The organism is Streptomyces sp. NPDC007095 (assembly GCF_040634475.1).
Lineage (GTDB): Bacteria > Actinomycetota > Actinomycetes > Streptomycetales > Streptomycetaceae > Streptomyces.
This window is the reverse complement of record NZ_JBEYFS010000219.1, coordinates 1-20,117: the sequence shown is the minus strand read 5'-3', so window position 1 is coordinate 20,117 and position 20,117 is coordinate 1. Positions and strand designations below refer to the sequence as shown.

The following is a 20,117-nucleotide window of genomic DNA, read 5'->3' as shown; positions in this document are numbered from 1 at the left end:
TGGGTTGGCGGACGCCGGCCGAGGTCTTCGAACAGCAGCTACGCTCGCTGCAACAGCCCGGTGTTGCAACGACTGGTTGAACTCGCCCAATACGTCTCCAAGGAGTTCGCCCAGGTCTGCGAGGACCTCGGTGTGGTCAGGTCACGCGGTGCGGTGGGCACCAGCGCGGACAACGCCGCCGCGGAATCCCTGAACGCATCCCTGAAACGGGAGACGCTGCAGGGGAAGAAGCGGTGGACCGGGGCGCGCGAGGCCCGGCTCGCGGTCTTCCGCTGGGCGACCCGCTACAACACCCGAAGAAGGCACTCCCGCCTCGGCCAGATCAGCCCGATCGCCTTCGAGCAACGATCAACTACGCTGGCCTCTGCCGCATGACAACCGGTGTCCACGATCAAGGGTCAGGGCCCTTCCTCTGCACTGTGGTGGCGACTCGTCCGGAAGGTCCGTCGGCTTGCGCGGTCCCTTCCCGTGATCCGCATCCCGCCTGGGGGCGGGGAGGTAACCAGCGGCGAACCCCTCTGACCTGCGACTCCGCCCAACCGGAAGGGGCTGGCGCTGGGGGTTACTGCTGTGAGGGGTAATGACAGGGTCTCTCAGTCCGTGTGCGGCGAACCTACCCTGGCCTCATGGACAACCGCGCCGAAATCAGTGCGTTTCTGAAGTCTCGCCGTGACAAGATCACGCCCGAGCAGGCCGGTCTGCCCGTGTACGGACAACGCCGGGTGGCCGGGCTCCGCAGGAACGAGGTCGCGATGCTCGCCGGGGTCAGCGTCGAGTACTACACGCGTCTGGAGCGTGGCAATCTCAGCGGTGTCTCCGACAGCGTCCTGGACTCGCTGGCCCAGGCTCTGCGGCTCGACGACACGGAGCGCACGCACTTGTACGACCTGGCCCGAGCGGCGAACACGACGCCCGCCCGTGTGCGGCGCCGGACTGCCCGGCCGGCTGTGCGGCCCAGCGTGCAGCGCATCGTTGACGGGATGCCGGGCATGCCGGCGTTCGTGAAGAACCACCGGTTCGACATTCTGGTCGCCAATCCGCTCGGTCGCGCACTGTTCTCGGAGATGTACGCCGATCCGGTCTGTGGGGCGAACACCGTGCGGTTCGTGTTTCTCAGCCCCGCGGCCCGGCGGTTCTACGTCGACTGGGAACGCATCGCCAGGGGCGCTGTGGGCGCGCTGCGGATCGAGGCGGGCAAGAACCCGTACGACCGCGAGTTGTCGAACCTGATCGGTGAGCTGTCGACCCGCAGCGACGCCTTCCGTGTGATGTGGGGCGCTCACGACGTACACGTCTTCCATGAGGGGACGAAACGCTTCCGGCATCCGGTCGTCGGCGAGCTGGAGCTCGACTTCGAATCGATGAACCTACCGGACGGCTCGGGGCTGGTCGTGGCTTTGTACAACGCGGCCCCCGGCTCCGCGGCCGCGGACGCCCTGAAACTGCTGGCGAGCTGGTCCGCCACGGCCGAGGCCGCGGATGTGCAGGCCGCCGAGGCGGACTCCGGGAACTGAACCGGCGTCCACGGCCCCGCCTTGTCCGGCTGCCGCCGGCAGCAAGGGCGGGGCTTTGGCCTGCGCATATGCCGCTGAGGGTCCCTGCTGTTACCCCTCACAGCGGAGACTCCCTCATCGTGTCCGTTCCCGGTTGCATGGTTAGTGCCCCGCTTTGGGGCCGACCGGTATCGAACCTCGTATCGGCCCGTCCCCGCTCATGCAAGGAACCACCATGACTGGCAAGAGCACGATGATCACGCTGAACAACGGCGTGCAGATGCCCGCGCTCGGCCTCGGCGTCTTTCAGAGCCCACCGGAGGAGACCGCCACCGCGGTCACGACCGCGCTCCAGCACGGCTACCGACTGATCGACACCGCCGCCGTCTACGGCAACGAGAAGGAGGTCGGCGAGGGCATCGTCGCCTCCGGTGTCGACCGCGGCGAGGTCTTCGTGACCACCAAGCTGTGGCTCTCGGACTTCGGCCATGACGCGACCGTGCGTGCCTTCGACGCCAGCCTGGGCAGGCTGGGCCTGGACTACCTGGATCTGTACCTGCTGCACTTCCCGTACACGTCCGAGTTCGACTCGACGGTCGCCGCGTACAAGGCAGCGCAGAAGCTGCTGGCCGACGGGCGGGTGCGGGCGATCGGCGTCTCCAACTTCAGCCCCGAGCGTCTGGACGACCTGATCGAGCGCACCGACGTCGTACCGGCGGTCAACCAGGTCGAGCTGCACCCGTACTTCATCCAGCGCGAGCTGCGCGAGGCGCATGCCGGCCTCGGCATCGTCACCCAGGCGTGGTCGCCCCTCGGTGCGGTGAACCTGTACTGGCCCGACGCCCCGCACGCGGGCAAGAGCCCGCTGCAGGACCCGGTCATCACTCGGATCGCTGCCAGGTACGGCAGACCGCCGCGCAGATCGTGCTGCGCTGGCACATCGAGCACGGCCTGTCCGCGATCCCGAAGTCCGTCACGCCGCACCGCATCGCGGAGAACATCGGCATCTTCGACTTCGCGCTCACCGCGGACGAGACGGCCGCCGTCGACGCCCTCGACACCAGCCTGCGCGGCGGTCCCGACCCGGACAGCATCAAGGCCGACTCCTTCGGCTGAACCAGCGCCGGCACCGGCCGCTCCCGCGACGCGGCCCCCTATTTCACCCTCACATTCAGCAAAGGCTCTACCTCCGCATGTCTTCTCACCGAGAAAAGCCCGCCAGGCTGCCGTTCGTCGTCCCGCTGCTGGCCCTCGGCACCTTTGTGATGGTCACCAGCGAGTTCATCATCGCGGCTCTCCTGCCCGAGGTGTCCGCCGACCTCGGCGTCAGCGTCTCCACGGCCGGCCTGCTGATCACGGCGTCCGCGGTCGGCATGATCGTGGGCGCGCCCACGATCTCGATCGCCACGCTGCGCCTGCCCAGGCGCTCCACCCTGGTCCTGGCGCTTGCCGTGTTCGCCGTCGGCCACGTGATCGCCGCACTCAGCTCCTCCTTCTCCATCGTGCTTGCGGCCCGTGTGATCATCGCGCTGGCCACCGGTACCTTCATCTCCGTCGGCTCGGTCGTGGCCACCTCCGCCGCGGGACCGGCCGCCGCCTCCCGCGCCATGGGCGTGATGATGAGCGGCATGAGCCTGGCCATCGTGGCCGGTGTGCCGCTGGGCTCCTGGGTCGGTCAGGCGATCGGCTGGCGCGGCACGTTCTGGGCGCTGGCTGCCCTCGCGGGCGTGGCTGCCCTGGTCATCGGCCGGTTCATCCCCGCCGCGGAACGCGCCGAGGTGACCCCCTCCGTCCGCTCCCAGCTCGCCGTCCTGCGCCATGGCCGTATGTGGCTGGTCCTTGCCGCCACCGCGCTCGTCACGGGTGGCTTCATGGCCGCGTACAGCTACATCTCTCCGCTGCTCACCGAGCGGACCGGGATCTCCGAAGGAGCCGTACCGCTCGTCCTGGTCGGCTTCGGCGTCGGTGCTCTGCTGGGCACGAACATCACCGGGCGCCTCGGCGACCGCAAGCCGCTGGCCACGTTCATCACCACCTCCGTCGCCTCGGTGCTGGTGCTGCTCCTGCTGATCCCGCTGTCCACCAGCCCCGTGGCGACCGTCGTCCTGGTAGTCCTCCTGGGTGTGACGGGCCTGGGCATCACATCGATCGCCACCCCGCTGGCCGTGCGCTTCGGACACTCCTCGCCCGCCCTCGCCGCTGCCTTGACGGTGTCGGCCTTCAACCTGGGGATCGCCCTCGTCTCCTGGCTGGCGGGCACGACCTTGGACACCTCCCTGGGCGTGACCGGACCGGAGGTGGTCGGCGCGGTCATGGCCGGCCTGGGCCTGATTCCCCTGCTCGTCCTCGCCGCGATACGCGCCACCCGCACCGCCGTACCTCAGATGTCCCTGCCTGCGGCGGACGAGGAGACCCCGCACAAGGCTCAGGCCCACCGCGTGGCGGCCTGACTCCGGGACACCACGTGGCGTTCCTGCCACGAACCCCCAACTCGTCTGATTACGTTTTGTAACGGATCAAACACATAGAAAGATGAAACGTCATGGCTGAAGAACAGACCGCCGCACAGAAGCTGCTCGGCGACTTCGCGCCCGAACTGGTCCGGCTCACCGACGACGTCCTCTTCGGCGAGGTGTGGGCGAGCGAGGGCCTGTCCCAGCGGGACCGCAGCCTGATCACCGTTGCCACCCTGGTCGCCCTCTACCGCGCCGACCAGCTTGCCTTCCACCTGCCGAAGGCGCTGGAGAACGGGGTGACGAAGGACGAGCTGGTCGAGGCCATCACCCACATCGCGTTCTACGCCGGCTGGCCCAATGCGATGTCCGCGATCACCCAGCTGAAGAACATCGTCGAGGGCGCCGACGCGAGCTGACCCCGCGCCGACCGTCTGGAGCAACACCCCATGCGACGACGCGGACTGACCACACGTCTGGCACACATCACGACCATCAGGACCCACACCGGCCAGGGCGTTGTCGTCGCTCGTGGCCACTCGAAAGGAGAACGAAATGAAGAAGCGTGAACTGGGAAACAGCGGGCTCGAAGTGTCGTCGATCGGGCTCGGCTGCATGGGAATGACCTTCGGCTACGGCCCGGCGGCGGACACGGGTGAGGCCATCAAGCTGATCCGGGCGGCCGCCGAGCGCGGTGTGACGCTCTTCGACACCGCGGAGGGGTACGGAGAGGCGAACGAAAGGCTGGTGGGCGAGGCCCTGGCGCCGGTGCGCGACCAGGTCTCCATCGCCACGAAGTTCGGGTTCAAGGACGGCAACCCCACGGCGGGGCTGGACAGTCGGCCGGAGCGGATCCGACTGGTCGCCGAGCAGTCCCTGCAGCGTCTGCAGACCGACCGCATCGATCTGTTCTACCAGCACCGGGTGGACCCCGACGTGCCGATCGAAGAGGTCGCCGGTACGGTCCGGGATCTCATCCAGGAAGGCAAGGTCAAGCACTTCGGCCTGTCCGAAGCGGGTGAGGACGTCATCCGCAGGGCCCACGCGGTCCAGCCGGTCACGGCCCTGCAGAGCGAGTACTCGCTGTGGTGGCGCGAGCCCGAGGAGATCATCCTGCCGACCCTGGAAGAGCTGGGCATCGGTTTCGTGCCGTTCAGTCCGCTCGGCAAGGGGTTCCTGACCGGCGCGATCAGTCAGGACACGAAGTTCGAGGCCAACGACATCCGTAACGTGCTGCCGCGCTTCGAGGAAGAGGCGCGTGAGGCCAACCTCGCCCTGATCGCGCTGCTGGGTGAGATCGCGGACGCCAAGCAGGCGACCCGGGCTCAGACCGCCATCGCGTGGCTGCTGGCGCAGAAGCCGTGGATCGCACCGATCCCGGGCACGACGAAGCTGCACCGCCTCGAAGAGAACATCGGCGCCGACAACGTGGAACTGACCTCCGAGGACCTCAAGCGCATCGAAGAGGCCGTTGCCCAGGTGCAGATCAAGGGCGAGCGGTACACCGCAGCGCAGCAGAAGACCATCAACCGGTAAGTCACCAGCCTCCATCGGCCCGTTCCTGACGAAGCGTCGTTCGAGGCGCTTCGTCAGGAAGGCCCTGCCCATCAGGAGAAGTTCACATGGAATCGCAGGCACTCAAGGGGCCGATCGCCCTGGTCACCGGCGGCACGACCGGACTCGGCTTCGGCGCCGCCAAGCGTCTGATCGAAGAGGGAGCCACTGTCTACATCACAGGCCGACGCAAGCACGTGCTCGACGCCGCCGCGGAGAAGCTCGGCCCGTCCGCCACCGGGATCCGAGCCGACGTCACGAGCAAGAGCGACATGCTGCGCGTCGCCGAAACGATCAAGGCGGCGCACGGCCACCTCGACATACTCTTCGCCAACGCGGGTGGCGGACACGCAACGCCCCTCGCCGAGCTGACCGAGGAGCAGATCGACAGCGAGCTCGGCATCAACATCAAGGGCGTCATCCTCACGGTGCAGAGCATGCTGGACGTCCTGCGCGACGGCGCGTCCATCGTCCTCAACGCGTCGATCACCGCCGACATGGGGTTGCCCGGGTTCGCCGTCTACGCGTCGTCGAAGGCGGCCGTACGCTCCCTCGCCCGCAGCTGGACGACGGACCTCAAGGACCGTGGGATCCGGGTCAACTCGATCAGCCCCGGAGTGGTGCCCACCGAGGGCTACAGCCACGAACAGAAGCTGAGCGACGACGACATCGCCGCCTACGTCGAGCGCGTCGCGAAGGAGATCCCGGCGGGACGCGTGGGAACGGCCGAGGACATCGGCGACGCCCTCGTCTTCCTGGCCTCGGACACCAGCCGCTACATCACGGGCATCGACCTCGTCGTGGACGGCGGCATGACCCGCGTCTATGCCGGCCAGAACTGACGAAGGAATCCACATGGCCACGGTCAAGTCTGCAGAGCGCCACATCATCTGCGAGGTACGCGGCAAGGCGACCCACCGCGCCAGGGTCAAGAAGCTCCTGCTGGAGCTCGTGGGCCCCGCGCGGGCCGAGGCCGGATGCCTCTACTACGACCTCTACCAGCAGTCGGACGAGCCCGACACCTTCCACATCGTCGACGGCTGGGCCTCGCCCGAAGCCGTCGCGGAACACGCCGAGCACCCGAACGTGACGAAGGTCGTCGAACAACTCCTCCCGCTGCTCGACGCACCCCTCAAGGTCACCACCAGCAATCGGGTCAGCGACCCGGACTAGGGACTGGTCGGGGTCCGAACCCCTCAGGAAATACTCATGGCTCGCATCTTCATCACCGGTTCCACCGACGGCCTCGGCCTGATGGCCGCCCAACTGCTCTTGCGGCAGGGCCACACGGTGGCGCTCCACGCACGCAACAACACCCGGGCCCGCGACGCACACGCCGCGCTCCCGGACAACGCGGGCGTCGCCGTCGGTGACCTCTCCAGCATCGCCCGGACCCGCGATGTGGCCAACCAGGTCAACGACTTGGGCACCTTTGACGCGGTCATCCACAACGCCGGCGTCGGTTACTACGGGCGAGGCAGGGTGGAGACCGAGGACGGCCTCTCGGACGTCTTCGCGGTCAACGTGCTGGCGCCCTACCTCCTTACGGCGCTGATCACCCCGCCCCGGCGGCTCGTCTATCTCAGCTCCGGCATGCATCACAGCCGCGACACCACCCTGCGGGACCCGCAGTGGGTGACGCGGCCGTGGCAGGGCTCCCAGGCGTACTCGGAGTCGAAGTTCCACGTCACCACTCTCATGCTCGCCGTCGCGAGGAAATGGCCCGAGGTGCTCTCCAACGCCGTCGACCCGGGCTGGGTCGCCACGAAGATGGGCGGGAGCGGCGCCACCGACGACCTGCGGCTGGCTCCGGTGACCCAGACATGGCTGGCGGCTGGCGACGACGCGGCGGCGTTGGTCACCGGCCGCTACTTCTACCACCAGCAGCCCTGCCCTCCGCACCCGGCGACGCAGTCGCTTGAGGTGCAGGACCGGCTGCTGAAGTACTGCGCGGATCTCACAGACGTCGAACTGCCGACAGTGGTCTCTGCCGACTGAGCCCGCGTCCCCCTTCCCGTCCGCTCGCGCGCACCGCTGCGTGCGCCCGCCCCGATTGGAGCGAACCATGCCTGCAACGAACCCATTCATCACCCTGAACAACGGCGTACGGATCCCCGCCCTGGGACTCGGCGTCTACCAGAGCGCCCCCGAGGAGACCACCGACGCGGTCCTGACCGCGCTGCACGACGGTTACCGGCTGATCGACACCGCCGCCGCCTACTTCAACGAGCGGGAGGTCGGCGAGGCGATCGCCCGCTCCGACGTGGACCGCTCCGAGATCTTCGTGACGACCAAGGTGTGGATCAGCGACTACGGCTACGACTCCGCGCTGCGGGCCTTCGACGTGAGTCTGCGCAAGCTGCGCATCGAGCAGCTCGACCTGTGGCTGCTGCACCAGCCGCTGCCGTCCGACTTCGAGCGGACGATCGCGGCGTACAAGGCGGCGGAGAAGCTCCTCGCCGAGGGGCGCGTCCGTGCGATCGGTGTGTCGAACCAGACGCCCAAGCAGCTCGACGAGCTCATCTCCCGTACCGACATCGTTCCGGCGGTGAACCAGATCCAGGTGCACCCCTACTACACGCAAGGCGAGTGGCGCGCAGCGAACGAAAGCCACGGCATCCTGACCCAGTCGTGGTCGCCCATCGGCGGCTCCTACGTCTACCGGGGGGCCGATACCAACCCGCTCGAAGACCCCGTCATCACAGCCCTGGCCGACAAGTATGCGAAGACACCCGCGCAGGTCGTGCTGCGCTGGCACCTCGACCACGGCTTCTGCGCGATCCCCAAGTCCGTCAAGGCCCATCGCATCGCCGAGAACTTCGACGTCTTCGACTTCGCCCTGACCCCCGACGAGGTGGCCGCGATCGACGCCCTCGACACCGGCGTACGCGGCGGACCCGACCCGGACTCGCTCAACCTGGAGAACGCCGGCTTCCCGATCCCCGACTAGGGGCTCCCCAGCCGATCAGGCAGGTCGTCAGCGCCGCTGACGCTCCACTCCGGCCGGGCCTGCGACGCCGATGGAAAGAACGAAAGAGCGCAATGATCACGAAAGACATATCCATGAAGAAGTCGTTCAAGCTCGCGGCGATCTCCGCGACCGCAGCCGTCATCGTCTCGGCACCGTACGCGTCCGCCGCGACCGGACACGCGGACGCGCAGCCCGCCGTCACCCACGTGAAGACCGTGGCCGCCTTCGACTTCGCCACCGGCGACGTGCCCGAGAACATCACCGTCGCCCCGGACAATTCACTGACCGTCTCGATGGTGGGCGCGCCCGCGGGCGAACGGCCGGCGCTGGTGCGGATCGCGCCGTCCGGGTACCGCACGGTGCTGGTCACAGGGCAGAAGGGCGACGGGATCACCGGCAACACTCGCGGCCACGACGGCACCGTCTACTACAACGTGTGGTCCTCCGACGCCTCCCGGAACGGGGTGTGGAAGCTGCCGCCCGGCGGCACTCCTCACCGCATCGCGGCGTTGCCCGTGGGCGGAGTCCCCAACGGTCTGGCCATCGATCCGGCAGGGCGCACCTTGTACGTCGCCGACAGCCAGATGGGCACCGTCTGGGCCGTACCGGTCTCCGGCGGTCCCGCGACCGCGTGGCTGGTCGACCCCGCCCTCGCGATCGAGGCGTCCGCACCCGTGCCGTACGGTGCGAACGGACTCCGTTTCCACAACGGCGCTGTATGGGTCTCCAACCTCAGCAAGGGCACGCTGCTGCGGATCCCCGTCACCGCCACCGGAGCTCCGGGCCGGGTCCACACCATCACCAGCGGCCTCACTGGCATCGATGACTTCAACTTCCTCAGCGACCACTCCAACGTCGTGTTCGCCGCGCTGAACACACAGAACCAGATCGCGGTCGTCTACCCGAACGGCACCACCAGGACCGTGCTGACCGCCTCGGACGGCCTCGCCTCGCCCACCGCCACCGCGGTGCGCGGGAAGCGGCTGTACATCACCGACGGCGGACTCAACGAGCCCCACGACTCGCAAGTGCAGAGCGGGAAGATCGACCTCGGCGCGCTGCTCTCACACTGAGCGTCCGGCAGTTCCCAGTGGTGCAAAGGGCGTGGCCTGCACGGATGCCACCTGAGGGTCCCTGCAGGTACCCCTCACAACCGAGACTCCCACGTCATCGCCATTGCCGGTTGCATGGTCAGTGCCCCACTTCCGCGGGGGATGGGACACAACTGGCAAGAGCCCGGTGATCACGCTGGACAGCGCCGCCGAGATGTCCACCCCGAGCCTCGGCGCCTGCCACACCGCGCCGGCCCAGACCAACACCGTGACGACTACGTGAGGAGAACAACAGCATGACCACAGCTATGCGAGACGTGCCCCGTTCCGGGAACCGGGACAAGCGCCAGGGCGCCGCCATCGTCGTCGGTGCATCTCTCGCGGGTCTGATGACCGCATTGGCCCTGTCGCACGCCGGAGTCGACGTGACGATGCTGGAGCGATCGGGGGCCGCCCCTCGGATTCGGAAGGGTGCTGCTCTCGGCGGGGTGAGTGAGGGCCTTCTCAGCAGAATCACGAGATCCCGTTACTCGCAGAGCGGTTCGGCGCCACTGAGTTCAGTGGCCCCCGGTGTGCAGAGCTGGATGGCGGTCCATGCCCGGCTCCGGGCGGCCGTCGACGCCGACCCCTATATCGAGCTTCGCCCCCACACGTTCGTACGGAGCGTCTACCAGGACGCGGATTCCGCGTGGGTGATCACCTCGGACCAGCAGACGTTCCGAGGCGATGTCGTGATCGGGGCGGATGGCCACGGAAGCGTCGTGCGCGTCGGCGTCGCACCCGACAAGCCCGACGCGACGTTCGCCGGCTACCTGATCTGGCTCGGCCTCACCAAAGAGTCCTCGCTCGTGTCCTCACGCCGCCTGCCACGGGACGTCGACATCCTCAGCGGCGGCCAGGACTATCTCCTCGGCTACCCACTGCCCGGCCCCGACGGTTCCGTCGCCCCGGGCTCCCGCCAGGTCGGCTGGGCCTGGTACGACGCGAGCCACAATGATCTCCTACGCGAAACGGGCAGTGTTGTCGGCAACGTCGTGCGCCGGTCGCTCACCTCCGCCGACATACCGGAGGTGACCTCCCGCGAGCTCGCGGACAAAGCCAAGGACCTGTGGCCGTCGCCCTGGCGCGAGGCCATCCTCGATTGCATCGAGCGGCGTGCCGTCATCGGCACCCCCATCGCCGAGTACGTCCCCGACAAGCTCGTCAACGGGCGTCTTGCCCTCGTGGGAGATGCCGCGCATGTGCCGACCCCGATGACCGGCTCGGGCTTCAGCGCATCGCTCTACGACGCCGAGGCCGTCGCCGAATCCGTTGCTGCGGGCGTGCGTGGATCGACAGTGGCGCAGGCCCTCACAGGGTACGAAAGGAAGCGGCTCGGCAACGTCCGCGGCATGGTCCAGTCGGGACAGCAGTTCAGCCGCTCCTTCACTGGTCGAACTGCCTGAGCTCATCCCGGGCGCCGGCGTACCACCCGGCTCCGATCCACACCGTCACCAGCAGCCTCACCGGCGTCGACGACTCCGACGTGGGGCTGGCCCCTGCTCATTCCAGCTGAGGGAACTCAACGCCGACGGGTCTGGCCTCGAATAGTACGAACCGCAGGGTGTCCGCGTGGCGTCTGGCCGCATCGCCCAGTCGCGGTGGGGCGCGGGGCATCCTCATTCGCCCTTGAGAAGACGGGCCAGTTCGTCGTCGACGTCGACCTTGCCCGTGTCGACAGCCGTCTCGATCCAGCCCAGCGTCGACATGCAGCGTTGGATCGGACGCTGAACCATCCCCCAAGGGGGCAGGGGCCAGGTCGCCGGGCGCAGTGAGATGCCGCGCGGCGCGGGTGGGTCGAGTACTGACTCAGAGTGTCCGGTTCGGGTGCGTTTGGGTAGGCAGAACTCGAACGGGGGAGGCTGGCTGCGACAGTGCACCGCGCAGTTGCCGGTTCTCCACGGTCAGTTGGTTAACAGCGCGAACAAGATGATCGACATCGGTCCGCAGCTGGGACAACTCCGCTACGTCCTTGGCCCGGAGTTCCTTGAGCTTGACGATCTGTTGGCGCAGGCGGATCTCGGAGTCCGGCGTCTGTCCGCCTGCCCTGACCTGCGTGTAAAAGTCGTTCTTGAGGTCGAGGTGGCGCTGGGTGAGCGCGTTGCGAGGTACGCCGGCTTCCTGGGCCAGGGCGACGATCGTCAGCGCGCCATGGAGTGCTGCGCGGTTCCCCGCAGGCGCTGTCACGTTGTTGGGTGTGTGGGTGCCTGATGGCGTGTCGGGGAGTTGGTGGGGCCCGGGTGCCGGCCTGTGGTCAGGCCGTGGTGGGCCGGCTGGCAGCGCCGGTGATCTGGTCCCAGGTGGCGAAGCGGATGGTCATTTCGGCTCGGTGTTGGGATGCGGTCATCAGGTGGCGGTGGGGTCGGAAGTGGGGTGAGATGCCGCTGAACGCGGACAGGAACCGCTGGGCCGCGCCGACGGAGCGGAAGCCCTTCATCGCGCGTTCGCGTTGCCTCGTCGGCTGGTGGGAGTTCTCGGCCCGGTTGTTCAGTCCCTTGTGGGAGCGGCGCTCCACCGAGTGCATGACCTCGCGGTGGGCCGCCCCGTAGGAACGCAGCTTGTCGGTGACGATCACCCTCGGCACCGCCCGGGTCTTCTTCATCAGACGACGGAAGAACCGTCTGGCCGCGGCCGGTTCTGGACGAGGATGTCGAGCACGTTGCCGTCTTGGTCGACGGCCCGCCACAGGTACTTCCGCACCCCGTTGATCTTGATGAACACCTCGTCCAGATGCCACTTGTCGCCGGGCCGGGTACGGCGGCGGCACAGTCCGTTCGCGTAGGCCTGGCCGAACTTGGCGCACCAGCGGCGGATCGTTTCGTGGGAGACGATCACGCCGCGCTGGAGCATCACCTCCTCGACCTCGCGGAAGCTGAGCGGGAATCGGTGGTACAGCCACACGCAGTGGGAGATCACCTCGACCGGGTACCGGTGACCCTTGTACGCCGGCGGCACAGGCGACACCAGCGATCCCCTCCCAGCATGATCAACACAGAGATCATCCCACCCAGTCAGCCAACGTGACAGCGCCCCGCAAGCAGCTGCGCGAGGCGAAGGCGCAAGCCGCCGAGAAACAGGGAAAGCTCGACGCCCTCGCCACGGTGACGGCGAACCTCTACGCGGAGAACCTCGCACTGAAGAAACGGAGTTTCTGCCAGGCAGGCTTGGGGTGCTTGTTGGCCAGGACGTCCGCGCGGAACATCCCGGCATGGGTGGTGACTTCGCGAGTGCCGGCCGCCCGATCCGAGCGCCCTTCCCGAGTCGTCGACTCAAGCGGTGGAAGCGGCGACACAACAGCACCCACGCCAAGGCCCTGGTCACCGTCAAGAGTTGGCGGCCGGCCGAGCTCCGTTCCTCACCTGGGCCGAATACGCCGCCGCGCAGCCCTGATCACGACTCTCCGAGCCTTGCTCCGCCCAAGGATTCGCAGGCTCCGATTGAAACCGTTCAATGCCCTCGCATCCGTCTCGCGCGCCGACTCCGCCCGGAGCGATCGCAAAGTAGCCGTGTCACGAAAACAGTTGCACGACGATTGACCCCGGGCCTCACCAGGTTCTACGTTACCCACGCCTCTCAAATCTGAATCGATTCATCCATTCCGTGTGAGTGAGGAGTCGTAGTGATCAGCAGGAGGAACATGCTCTCGGGCGCGGTCGCCACGGTCGCGGCAGCGACCGTCGACAGCGTGCCGGCGATGGCCGCACCGGCATCCAGACAGGCGCAGGCAGAGACACGGGCACAGCTCAACGGACTGCGTGTCACGGCGCCCACCGCGGAGTACGTCCAGCACCCGCTGGGGATCGATGTGCAACGCCCCCGGCTGAGCTGGCCGTTGGCCTCCGACGGGATGGGTATGTGCCAGAGTGCCTATCAGATCCGCGTCGCCACCACCGCGTCGGGCCTGTCCCGCCCGGACGTCTGGGACAGCGGGAAGGTCACGTCCGGCGAGTCGGTTCTCGTGTCGTACGGAGGTCCCGCCCTCAAGCCCCGCACGCGCTACCACTGGTCCGTACGCGTGTGGGACACCGACGGACAGGTCTCCGGCTGGAGCGCGCCCTCGTGGTGGGAGACCGGGCTGATGGATGCCGGGCAGTGGAGCGCCGACTGGATCTCCGCACCGGCGAGCCTCGTGGACGCGCCGTCCTTCGAGGGCGGTTCCTGGATCTGGTTCCCCGAGGGTGATCCGACGAACAGCGTTCCGGCGGCCACCCGTTGGTTCCGCGGCACCGCCCAACTGCCCGACAGGATCACGTCGGCCACGCTCGCCATCACCGCCGACAACGTGTACGCCGTCTCCCTGAACGGAGTTGAGGTCGCCCACACCGACCTCGACACGGACAACGAAGACTGGAAACGCCCGGCCGTGATCGACGTACTGGACCGCGTGCGGGTCGGCGATAACGTTATCGCCGTCGCCGCCACCAACGCGGCCGAAGGCCCGGCGGGACTCATCGCCACCCTTGTCGTCCGGACCGCCTCCGGTGAGCAGAAGGTGTTCACCGACACCTCTTGGAGGGCCACGGATCAGGAACCGGCCGACGGGTGGCGGGAGTTAGAGTTCGACGACGGGGGCTGGCCGGCGGTCCGGGTGGCAGCGGCCTGGGGTGGCGGACCGTGGGGGCGAGTCGTCCCGGTGTCGTACGCCGTCGCCCAACTGCGGCACGAATTCCGGCTCCCGCGCCGGAAGGTGTCCCGCGCGCGCCTGTACGCCACTGCGCTCGGCCTGTACGAGAGCCACCTCAACGGCAGCCGGGTGGGCCTCGACCAGCTCGCTCCCGGCTGGACGGACTACCGCACGCGCGTCCAGTACCAGACGTATGACGTCACCACACTCCTGCGGCCCGGTACCAACGCCATCGGGGCGTATCTGGCACCCGGCTGGTACGCCGGCAACGTGGGTATGTTCGGGCCCGGCCAGTACGGCCAAGTCCCGGTGTTTCTAGCCCAGTTGGAGGTGGAGTACGCGGACGGGACGAGCGAGCGCATCGTGTCGGACGCCGACTGGCGGGCCGCCGCCGGGCCGATCGTCGCCGCCGATCTGCTGAACGGCGAGACGTACGACGCGCGCAAGGAGACCCCCGGCTGGGCCTCGCCCAGCTTCGACGACACGGGCTGGCTCGGTGTGCGAGGCATGGGTGGCGTCGGCGACATCGGTCCCGACCTGATCGTCGCGCAGGTGGACGGTCCAGTGCGGGTTGAGCGGGAGCTGACGCCGAGGAAGATCACCCAACCCAAGCCCGGCGTCCACGTGTTGGACCTGGGGCAGAACATGGTCGGCTCGGTGCGGCTGCGCGTGTCGGGGGACGCGGGGACGACCGTCCGGCTCAGACACGCCGAGGTACTCAACCCCGACGGCACCGTCTACACCGCGAACCTACGGACCGCGGCGGCGACCGACACGTACATCCTCAAGGGAGACGGGGAGGAGATCTACGAGCCCCGCTTCACCTTCCATGGCTTCCGGTACGTCGAGGTGACCGGATTCCCCGGCACTCCCTCGGCGAGAGCCGTCACCGGCCGCGTCATGCATACGTCCGCCCCCTTCACCCTCGACTTCGAGACCGACGTACCAATGCTCAACCAGTTGCACCACAACATCACTTGGGGCCAGCGCGGCAACTTCCTCTCCGTTCCGACCGACACACCCGCGCGCGACGAACGCCTGGGATGGACGGGAGACATCAACGTCTTCGCGCCCACGGCCGCGTACACGATGGAGTCGGCCCGCTTCCTGTCCAAATGGCTCGTCGACCTTCGAGACTCCCAGACCGCCGAGGGCGCGTTCACGGACGTGGCTCCGATGGTCGGCACGGTCGGCAACGGCACGGCCGGCTGGGGCGACGCGGGTGTCACGGTCCCCTGGTCCCTCTACCAGGCGTACGGCGACCGCCAGGTCCTCGCGGACGCCTGGCTGTCCGTCCAGAGCTGGCTGGCGTACCTGGAGAAGAACAGCGACCAACTGCTGCGCCCGGACCAGGGATACGGCGACTGGCTGAACATCGACGACGAGACCCCCAAGGACGTCATCGCCACCGCGTACTTCGCGCACAGCGCCGACCTCGCGGCCCGAATGGCCGGGGAACTCGGCACGGACGCCGCCCCCTACCTCGATCTCTTCGAACGGATACGAAAGGCCTTCCAGAGCGCCTACGTCACCTCCGACGGCGGGGTAAAGGGCGATACGCAGACGGCCTACGTCCTGGCGCTGTCGATGAACCTGCTGCCGGACGCGTCACGGAAGGCCGCGGCCGACCGGCTCGTCGCCCTGATCAAGGCCAAGGACTGGCACCTGTCGACAGGTTTCCTCGGCACTCCCCGACTGCTGCCCGTCCTGACCGACACGGGCCACACCGACGTTGCCTACCGCCTGCTGCAGCAGCGCTCCTTCCCCAGCTGGGGCTACCAGATCGACCGGGGCTCCACCACGATGTGGGAACGCTGGGACTCCATCCGGCCCGACGGCAGCTTCCAGGACCCGGGCATGAACTCCTTCAACCACTACGCCTACGGCTCGGTGGGAGAATGGATTTACACGAACATCTCCGGCATCTCGGCGGGCCGGCCCGGCTACCGCGAGATCGTCATCCGCCCCCGCCCCGGCGGAGCCGTCACCACCGCTCGCGCCACGTTCACCTCGGTCTACGGCCCCGTCTCCACCCGTTGGCGGCAGCGGTCCGACCGTTTCACGCTGACCTGCGCGGTGCCGCCCAACACAACCGCCGAGGTATGGATCCCCACTTCCACCCCGGGCGCGGTGACCCACACGCACGGCACGTACCTGCGCCAGGAGGACGACTGCGCGGTGTACCGGGTCGGCTCCGGCACCCACCGCTTCACCACCTGATCAAGGCGGCGCGGCTGCCCGAAGCGGCCACCTGCCCGGGCAGCCGAACGGTCGGACGGCGGGTCAGCCCCAGAACTTGTTGAGCTGATCAGAGCACCCCTCGCACGCCCCGTGGCCCTTGAACGTCTCGAGCGTGTCCGCCAACCTCCGTTGGAGCAACTCCTAAGTGGTCCGATTTGGAAGTCCTTCGGGGGTTGACTCCGGAGGCAGTTCCGTGACCGGTGTCTGCTCAGATGCCGGGGGCGGCGAGGTGGAGCTGGCAGGCGCAGTCGAGTCCGTCTGCGGGGGTGCCCGTGGCGCTGCCGCTGGGCAGCAGGGAGTCCTCGTAGCGGTCACCGCACGCGTGGTAGAAGGCGAAGCCCCACCTGCCGACCGCACCGGTGTAGCGCAGCCGCATCAGCTTGACCCGTTCACCGTCAGCCTGGTCGGCCTCCACGTAGGCGAAGGCTCCCCGGTGGTGGATGTGCAGTTGCTCCAGCTGCGGCCAGGCGGTGCGGGCGCGCTCATCGAGGCGCTCCTCCAGTGAGAGCCGGGTGTGTTCCGAAGGCGTGGACACGTCGTTCATCCTGCCCGAGGGGCTGGTTGCCGGATGCGGCAGTCTTCGGCCTGTCGTGATCTACTTCTGCCGATCGGCCCGCCTGCCTTGCCCGTTGCTGCCGCCCGTCCGATAGTCCTGCGCGCCGCTGAGCGCGAGCAACTGAAGAAGACGGCCTACGGCCACAAGACCGAGCACCGGCTGCGGATGCGCGCGTAGGTGGTACTGCACGCCGCACGCGGACGCTCCAACGCGCGCATCGCCCGGGAGACAGGGCTGCATCTGGACACGGTCCGCTGCTGGCGCGGCCGGTTCGCCGAACACCATCTGGCCGGTCTGTCCGACCGCGAGCGGTCAGGGCGGCCGCCGTCGTTCACCGCATTGCAGGTGGCCCAGGCCAAGGCCCTGGCCTGCCGGCTGCCCGCCGAGAGCGGCGTGCCGCCGGCGCGCTGGTCGTGCCCGGAACTGGCCCGCGAGGTCGGCGCCCGGGCGATCGCCTGCTCGGTTTCCGCCTCCACCGTGCGCCGCTGGCTGGCCGACGACGCGCTCAAGCCCTGGCAGCACCAGTCCTGGATCTTCATCACCGACCCCGACTTCCGGAACAAGGCCGAGCGGGTGCTCGGCTTGTACGCCCGCACCTGGCAAGGCGTCCGGCTCGGCGAGGACGAGTACGTCATCAGCGCGGACGAGAAGACCTCCATCCAGGCCCGCTGCCGCTGCCACCCCACCCTCGCCCCCGGCCAGGCCCGCGGGATGCGCGTCAACCACACCTACGGACGCGGCGGCGCCCTGGCCTACCTCGCCGCCTTCGACGTCCACGCCGCGAAAGGGTTCGGCCGCACCGAGCCACGCACCGGCATCCACCCGTTCATGAACCTGGTCGCCCAGGTCATGAGCACCTAGCCCTACGCCAGCGCGAAGCGCGTGTTCTGGATCGTGGACAACGGCTCCTCCCACCGCGGCAAGAAGGCCGCCGACCGCCTGGCCGCAGCCTTCCCGAACGCGGTGATGGTCCACACCCCCGTGCACGCCTCGTGGTTGAACCAGGTGGAGATCTACTTCTCCGTCGTGCAGCGCAAGGTCGTCTCGCCCAACGACTTCACCGACCTCGCCCAGGTCACCGACCAACTCCGATCATTCGAAGACCGATACAACGCCACAGCACAGCCGTTCCAGTGGAAGTTCACCACCTCCGACCTGGACGATCTGCTGGCCAGGCTCGACCAGCACACCACCGATCACCACGAAGAATCCTCTGCCGAACCAGCTACATGATCAACCCCCGAAGGACTTCCAAATCGGACCACTTAGCTCAGCCCGGGTCTCCGGCGGAGGCGTGAGCCAGCTGGCGGTGCCCGTGGGCGGGGTTCGCGTAGCGGGGGAAGTGACCGTCGGGAACTGGGGCGAGGCACTGATCGTCATTCTGCAGCTGGAAGCACATCCAGAGCGGTATCCCAAGGTCCGCCAGCGTAAGCCGCTCGGCTCGCCGTGGGAGCCGAGAACCATCTGCTGGGGTGCCTCTACACCCGTCGATGACTGGCCCACGCGAGGCCGCATGTTCGGATACCACGAAGCCGGGGTCATCGAATACACCGCCGCTCACGCCCAGTCGTCCGCGTTCCTCGGCCAGCGCTGACCGCACGCCTCAAGGCTCCACGGCCTTGTTGTCCGCGTCAGGGGCATGCCCTCGACCAACGGCCCCCTCGCCCTCCACTCGGCTGCAAACACGCCGAGGCGGTCGAGAAACTGCCCAAGCAGCTCGACACCCTGCTCGCCAAAGAACTCTTTGGAGGCGCCGAGCTGTCCGGAGGCCAGTGGCAGCGGCTCGCGTGCGCCAGGGCCCTGTACCGGCAGACCCCGCTGCTGATCCTGGACGAGCCGACCTCCCAGATGGACCCGCGCGGCGAGCACCAGATCTTCCTTGAGATCAAGCGCATCGCCGCCGAGCGCATGACAATCGTCGTGACGCACCAGCTCGAGAACACCCGTCTCGCAGACCGGATCCTCGTCATGCGTGACGGCCGCATCATCGAACAAGGCCGCTACGACGAACTTGCATACGGGAGCGGCTTGTTCGCTGAACTCCTCGCCCTGGCCAAGGATCGCTGACCGAGAGGCGTCACGGCGGGGCGTCGACCCCGCCGTGCTTCATCAGCGAAAGATTGCTCACGTCACGGACAGCGGCTCCCTGGTCGGGTTTCCTCCCAGTCTGGCGGGCGCCGATACAGCGAGGCCGGGAGGGACACCGAGTTGGCGGACTGCGGACAGGGCCGCCTTTCCAGCGTTACGGAGGCCAGGACTCTTGAGGAAATCTCCATTCGCCGGAACGTGCTTCGCCGAAGAGCCGGGCAAGGCTGTGCACTTGGTAGTGCTCAGGTCCCTTGGGTATCAGCAATCCGGCGTCGACCAGACTCTTGAGGGGCCTCGCGTTTCCCGGACAGGAGTCTGACCGTCTATTTCACGCGGCGATTCGCAACTTCTCGTACTCGGCGTGAACTTCGCGCGGAGGGCGGTAACCCACCGCCGAGTGGAGGCATTTGCGATTGTACAGAATTCGATTTATCGAGTGATTTCCTGCCGGGCGGCTTCGCGAGTCAGGTAAGTCACCCTTGATACGCGCTCGTTCTTCAGGGCACCGAAGAACGATTCGGCCATGGCGTTGTCGAAACAGATCCCGGTGCGGCCGGAAGACCTGCGGAGTCCAAACTGGTCGAGCGTCTTCCCGAACTCGGCTGACATGTAGTTACCAGGTTCAATCAGTGGATGCAACACCGGCTTATTTGATCGATAGTAGATGGCCGTTGAGGGCTTCGGCGGGTGTCTTCCAACCGATAGGTGCTGTCGGACATGTCGAAGGCTTTCTTGATGAGCAGTTTCAGTTCCTCGCGCCGCTGGGCCGTCGCGGATTCCGGGCGGGATCGCCAGTCGTAGAGGCCGGATCTGGAGACGCCGAGTCGGCCGCACATGAACTCGACGCTGTATGCGCACTCCGCAGTGTCGAGCCGCATCTCATCGATGAACTCGTACTTGCTTGCTATCGGGGATCCTTCGCGAAGTACGCCGTGGTGAGGTCAATGGGTCGGTGCAACATCCCAGGTAGAACGGTTGCTGGAGGTGTTGCTGGGTGGCGAGGATCGGGCGTCCGGGGTTGTCGGACGAGCAGAAGCGTGAAGTGT

16 protein-coding genes and 6 pseudogenes are annotated in these 20,117 nt (G+C 67.6%); 17 read left to right on the top strand and 5 right to left on the bottom strand.

Annotated features, from left to right (window positions below; translation table 11 throughout):
- Window positions 1-84: 84 nt before the first annotated feature.
- The 12 genes and pseudogenes from ABZ656_RS46200 to ABZ656_RS46145 form a co-directional block, all read left to right on the top strand.
- Window positions 85-375 (top strand): annotated as a pseudogene (locus tag ABZ656_RS46200) (integrase core domain-containing protein); the annotation flags it as partial.
- Between the two features lie 251 nt (window positions 376-626).
- Window positions 627-1,514, top strand: coding sequence for a helix-turn-helix domain-containing protein (locus ABZ656_RS46195; protein ID WP_101403397.1), 888 nt, complete (start codon window positions 627-629; stop codon window positions 1,512-1,514).
- A gap of 214 nt (window positions 1,515-1,728) precedes the next feature.
- Window positions 1,729-2,609 (top strand): annotated as a pseudogene (locus tag ABZ656_RS46190) (aldo/keto reductase).
- A gap of 77 nt (window positions 2,610-2,686) precedes the next feature.
- On the top strand, window positions 2,687-3,943 hold the full coding sequence (locus ABZ656_RS46185) for an MFS transporter (protein ID WP_360277007.1): 1,257 nt from the start codon (window positions 2,687-2,689) through the stop codon (window positions 3,941-3,943).
- A 92-nt stretch (window positions 3,944-4,035) separates the two neighbouring features.
- A complete protein-coding gene (locus ABZ656_RS46180; protein ID WP_101403394.1) occupies window positions 4,036-4,365 on the top strand; it encodes a carboxymuconolactone decarboxylase family protein in 330 nt (109 codons plus the stop codon).
- Between the two features lie 136 nt (window positions 4,366-4,501).
- The gene (locus ABZ656_RS46175; RefSeq protein WP_101403393.1) at window positions 4,502-5,482 is read left to right on the top strand and encodes an aldo/keto reductase; all 981 of its coding nucleotides are present in this window, start codon (window positions 4,502-4,504) and stop codon (window positions 5,480-5,482) included.
- Between the two features lie 86 nt (window positions 5,483-5,568).
- Window positions 5,569-6,342 (top strand): SDR family oxidoreductase, encoded by a 774-nt coding sequence (locus tag ABZ656_RS46170; protein ID WP_101403392.1) that lies wholly within the window; start codon window positions 5,569-5,571, stop codon window positions 6,340-6,342.
- Between the two features lie 13 nt (window positions 6,343-6,355).
- Window positions 6,356-6,673, top strand: a complete 318-nt coding sequence (locus tag ABZ656_RS46165) for a putative quinol monooxygenase (RefSeq protein ID WP_101403391.1) — start codon at window positions 6,356-6,358, stop codon at window positions 6,671-6,673.
- 36 nt (window positions 6,674-6,709) lie between these two features.
- Complete coding sequence (locus tag ABZ656_RS46160; protein WP_101403390.1) at window positions 6,710-7,498, top strand: SDR family NAD(P)-dependent oxidoreductase; 789 nt, start codon at window positions 6,710-6,712, stop codon at window positions 7,496-7,498.
- Between the two features lie 67 nt (window positions 7,499-7,565).
- Entirely contained in the window at window positions 7,566-8,450 is an 885-nt protein-coding gene (locus tag ABZ656_RS46155; protein WP_360277001.1) for an aldo/keto reductase, read from the top strand.
- Between the two features lie 92 nt (window positions 8,451-8,542).
- Entirely contained in the window at window positions 8,543-9,544 is a 1,002-nt protein-coding gene (locus ABZ656_RS46150; RefSeq protein ID WP_101403389.1) for a hypothetical protein, read from the top strand.
- 275 nt (window positions 9,545-9,819) lie between these two features.
- Entirely contained in the window at window positions 9,820-10,968 is a 1,149-nt protein-coding gene (locus ABZ656_RS46145; protein WP_360276998.1) for an FAD-dependent monooxygenase, read from the top strand.
- Between the two features lie 103 nt (window positions 10,969-11,071).
- On the opposite strand, the pseudogene ABZ656_RS46140 reads toward ABZ656_RS46145, so the two are convergent.
- From ABZ656_RS46140 to ABZ656_RS46125, 4 genes and pseudogenes are all read right to left on the bottom strand, one after another.
- Window positions 11,072-11,179 (bottom strand): annotated as a pseudogene (locus tag ABZ656_RS46140) (RacP protein); the annotation flags it as partial.
- 2 nt (window positions 11,180-11,181) lie between these two features.
- Window positions 11,182-11,298 (bottom strand): annotated as a pseudogene (locus ABZ656_RS46135) (DUF6192 family protein); the annotation flags it as partial.
- A gap of 73 nt (window positions 11,299-11,371) precedes the next feature.
- Window positions 11,372-11,749, bottom strand: coding sequence for a hypothetical protein (locus ABZ656_RS46130; RefSeq protein ID WP_101403387.1), 378 nt, complete (start codon window positions 11,747-11,749; stop codon window positions 11,372-11,374).
- A gap of 67 nt (window positions 11,750-11,816) precedes the next feature.
- Window positions 11,817-12,529 (bottom strand): annotated as a pseudogene (locus tag ABZ656_RS46125) (IS6 family transposase).
- Window positions 12,530-13,181: 652 nt separating this feature from the next.
- Here ABZ656_RS46125 and ABZ656_RS46120 point away from each other — a divergent pair.
- Window positions 13,182-16,406, top strand: a complete 3,225-nt coding sequence (locus ABZ656_RS46120; protein ID WP_101403386.1) for an alpha-L-rhamnosidase — start codon at window positions 13,182-13,184, stop codon at window positions 16,404-16,406.
- 229 nt (window positions 16,407-16,635) lie between these two features.
- Here the strand turns inward: ABZ656_RS46120 and ABZ656_RS46115 are convergent, their stop codons facing one another.
- Window positions 16,636-16,962: a hypothetical protein gene (locus ABZ656_RS46115; RefSeq protein WP_360276993.1), complete on the bottom strand. Its 327-nt coding sequence runs from the start codon at window positions 16,960-16,962 to the stop codon at window positions 16,636-16,638.
- A 198-nt stretch (window positions 16,963-17,160) separates the two neighbouring features.
- On the opposite strand from ABZ656_RS46115, the gene ABZ656_RS46110 reads away from it, so the two are divergent.
- The 4 genes and pseudogenes from ABZ656_RS46110 to ABZ656_RS46095 form a co-directional block, all read left to right on the top strand.
- Complete coding sequence (locus tag ABZ656_RS46110) at window positions 17,161-17,844, top strand: helix-turn-helix domain-containing protein (protein WP_360276990.1); 684 nt, start codon at window positions 17,161-17,163, stop codon at window positions 17,842-17,844.
- 21 nt (window positions 17,845-17,865) lie between these two features.
- Window positions 17,866-18,216 carry a transposase gene (locus ABZ656_RS46105; RefSeq protein WP_360276987.1) on the top strand — a complete coding sequence of 117 codons (351 nt, stop codon included), beginning with the start codon at window positions 17,866-17,868 and terminating at the stop codon, window positions 18,214-18,216.
- 61 nt (window positions 18,217-18,277) lie between these two features.
- Entirely contained in the window at window positions 18,278-18,577 is a 300-nt protein-coding gene (locus ABZ656_RS46100; RefSeq protein WP_143677287.1) for a DUF6302 family protein, read from the top strand.
- A 95-nt stretch (window positions 18,578-18,672) separates the two neighbouring features.
- A pseudogene (locus ABZ656_RS46095) lies at window positions 18,673-19,050 on the top strand (ATP-binding cassette domain-containing protein); the annotation flags it as partial.
- Between the last annotated feature and the right edge of the window lie 1,067 nt (window positions 19,051-20,117).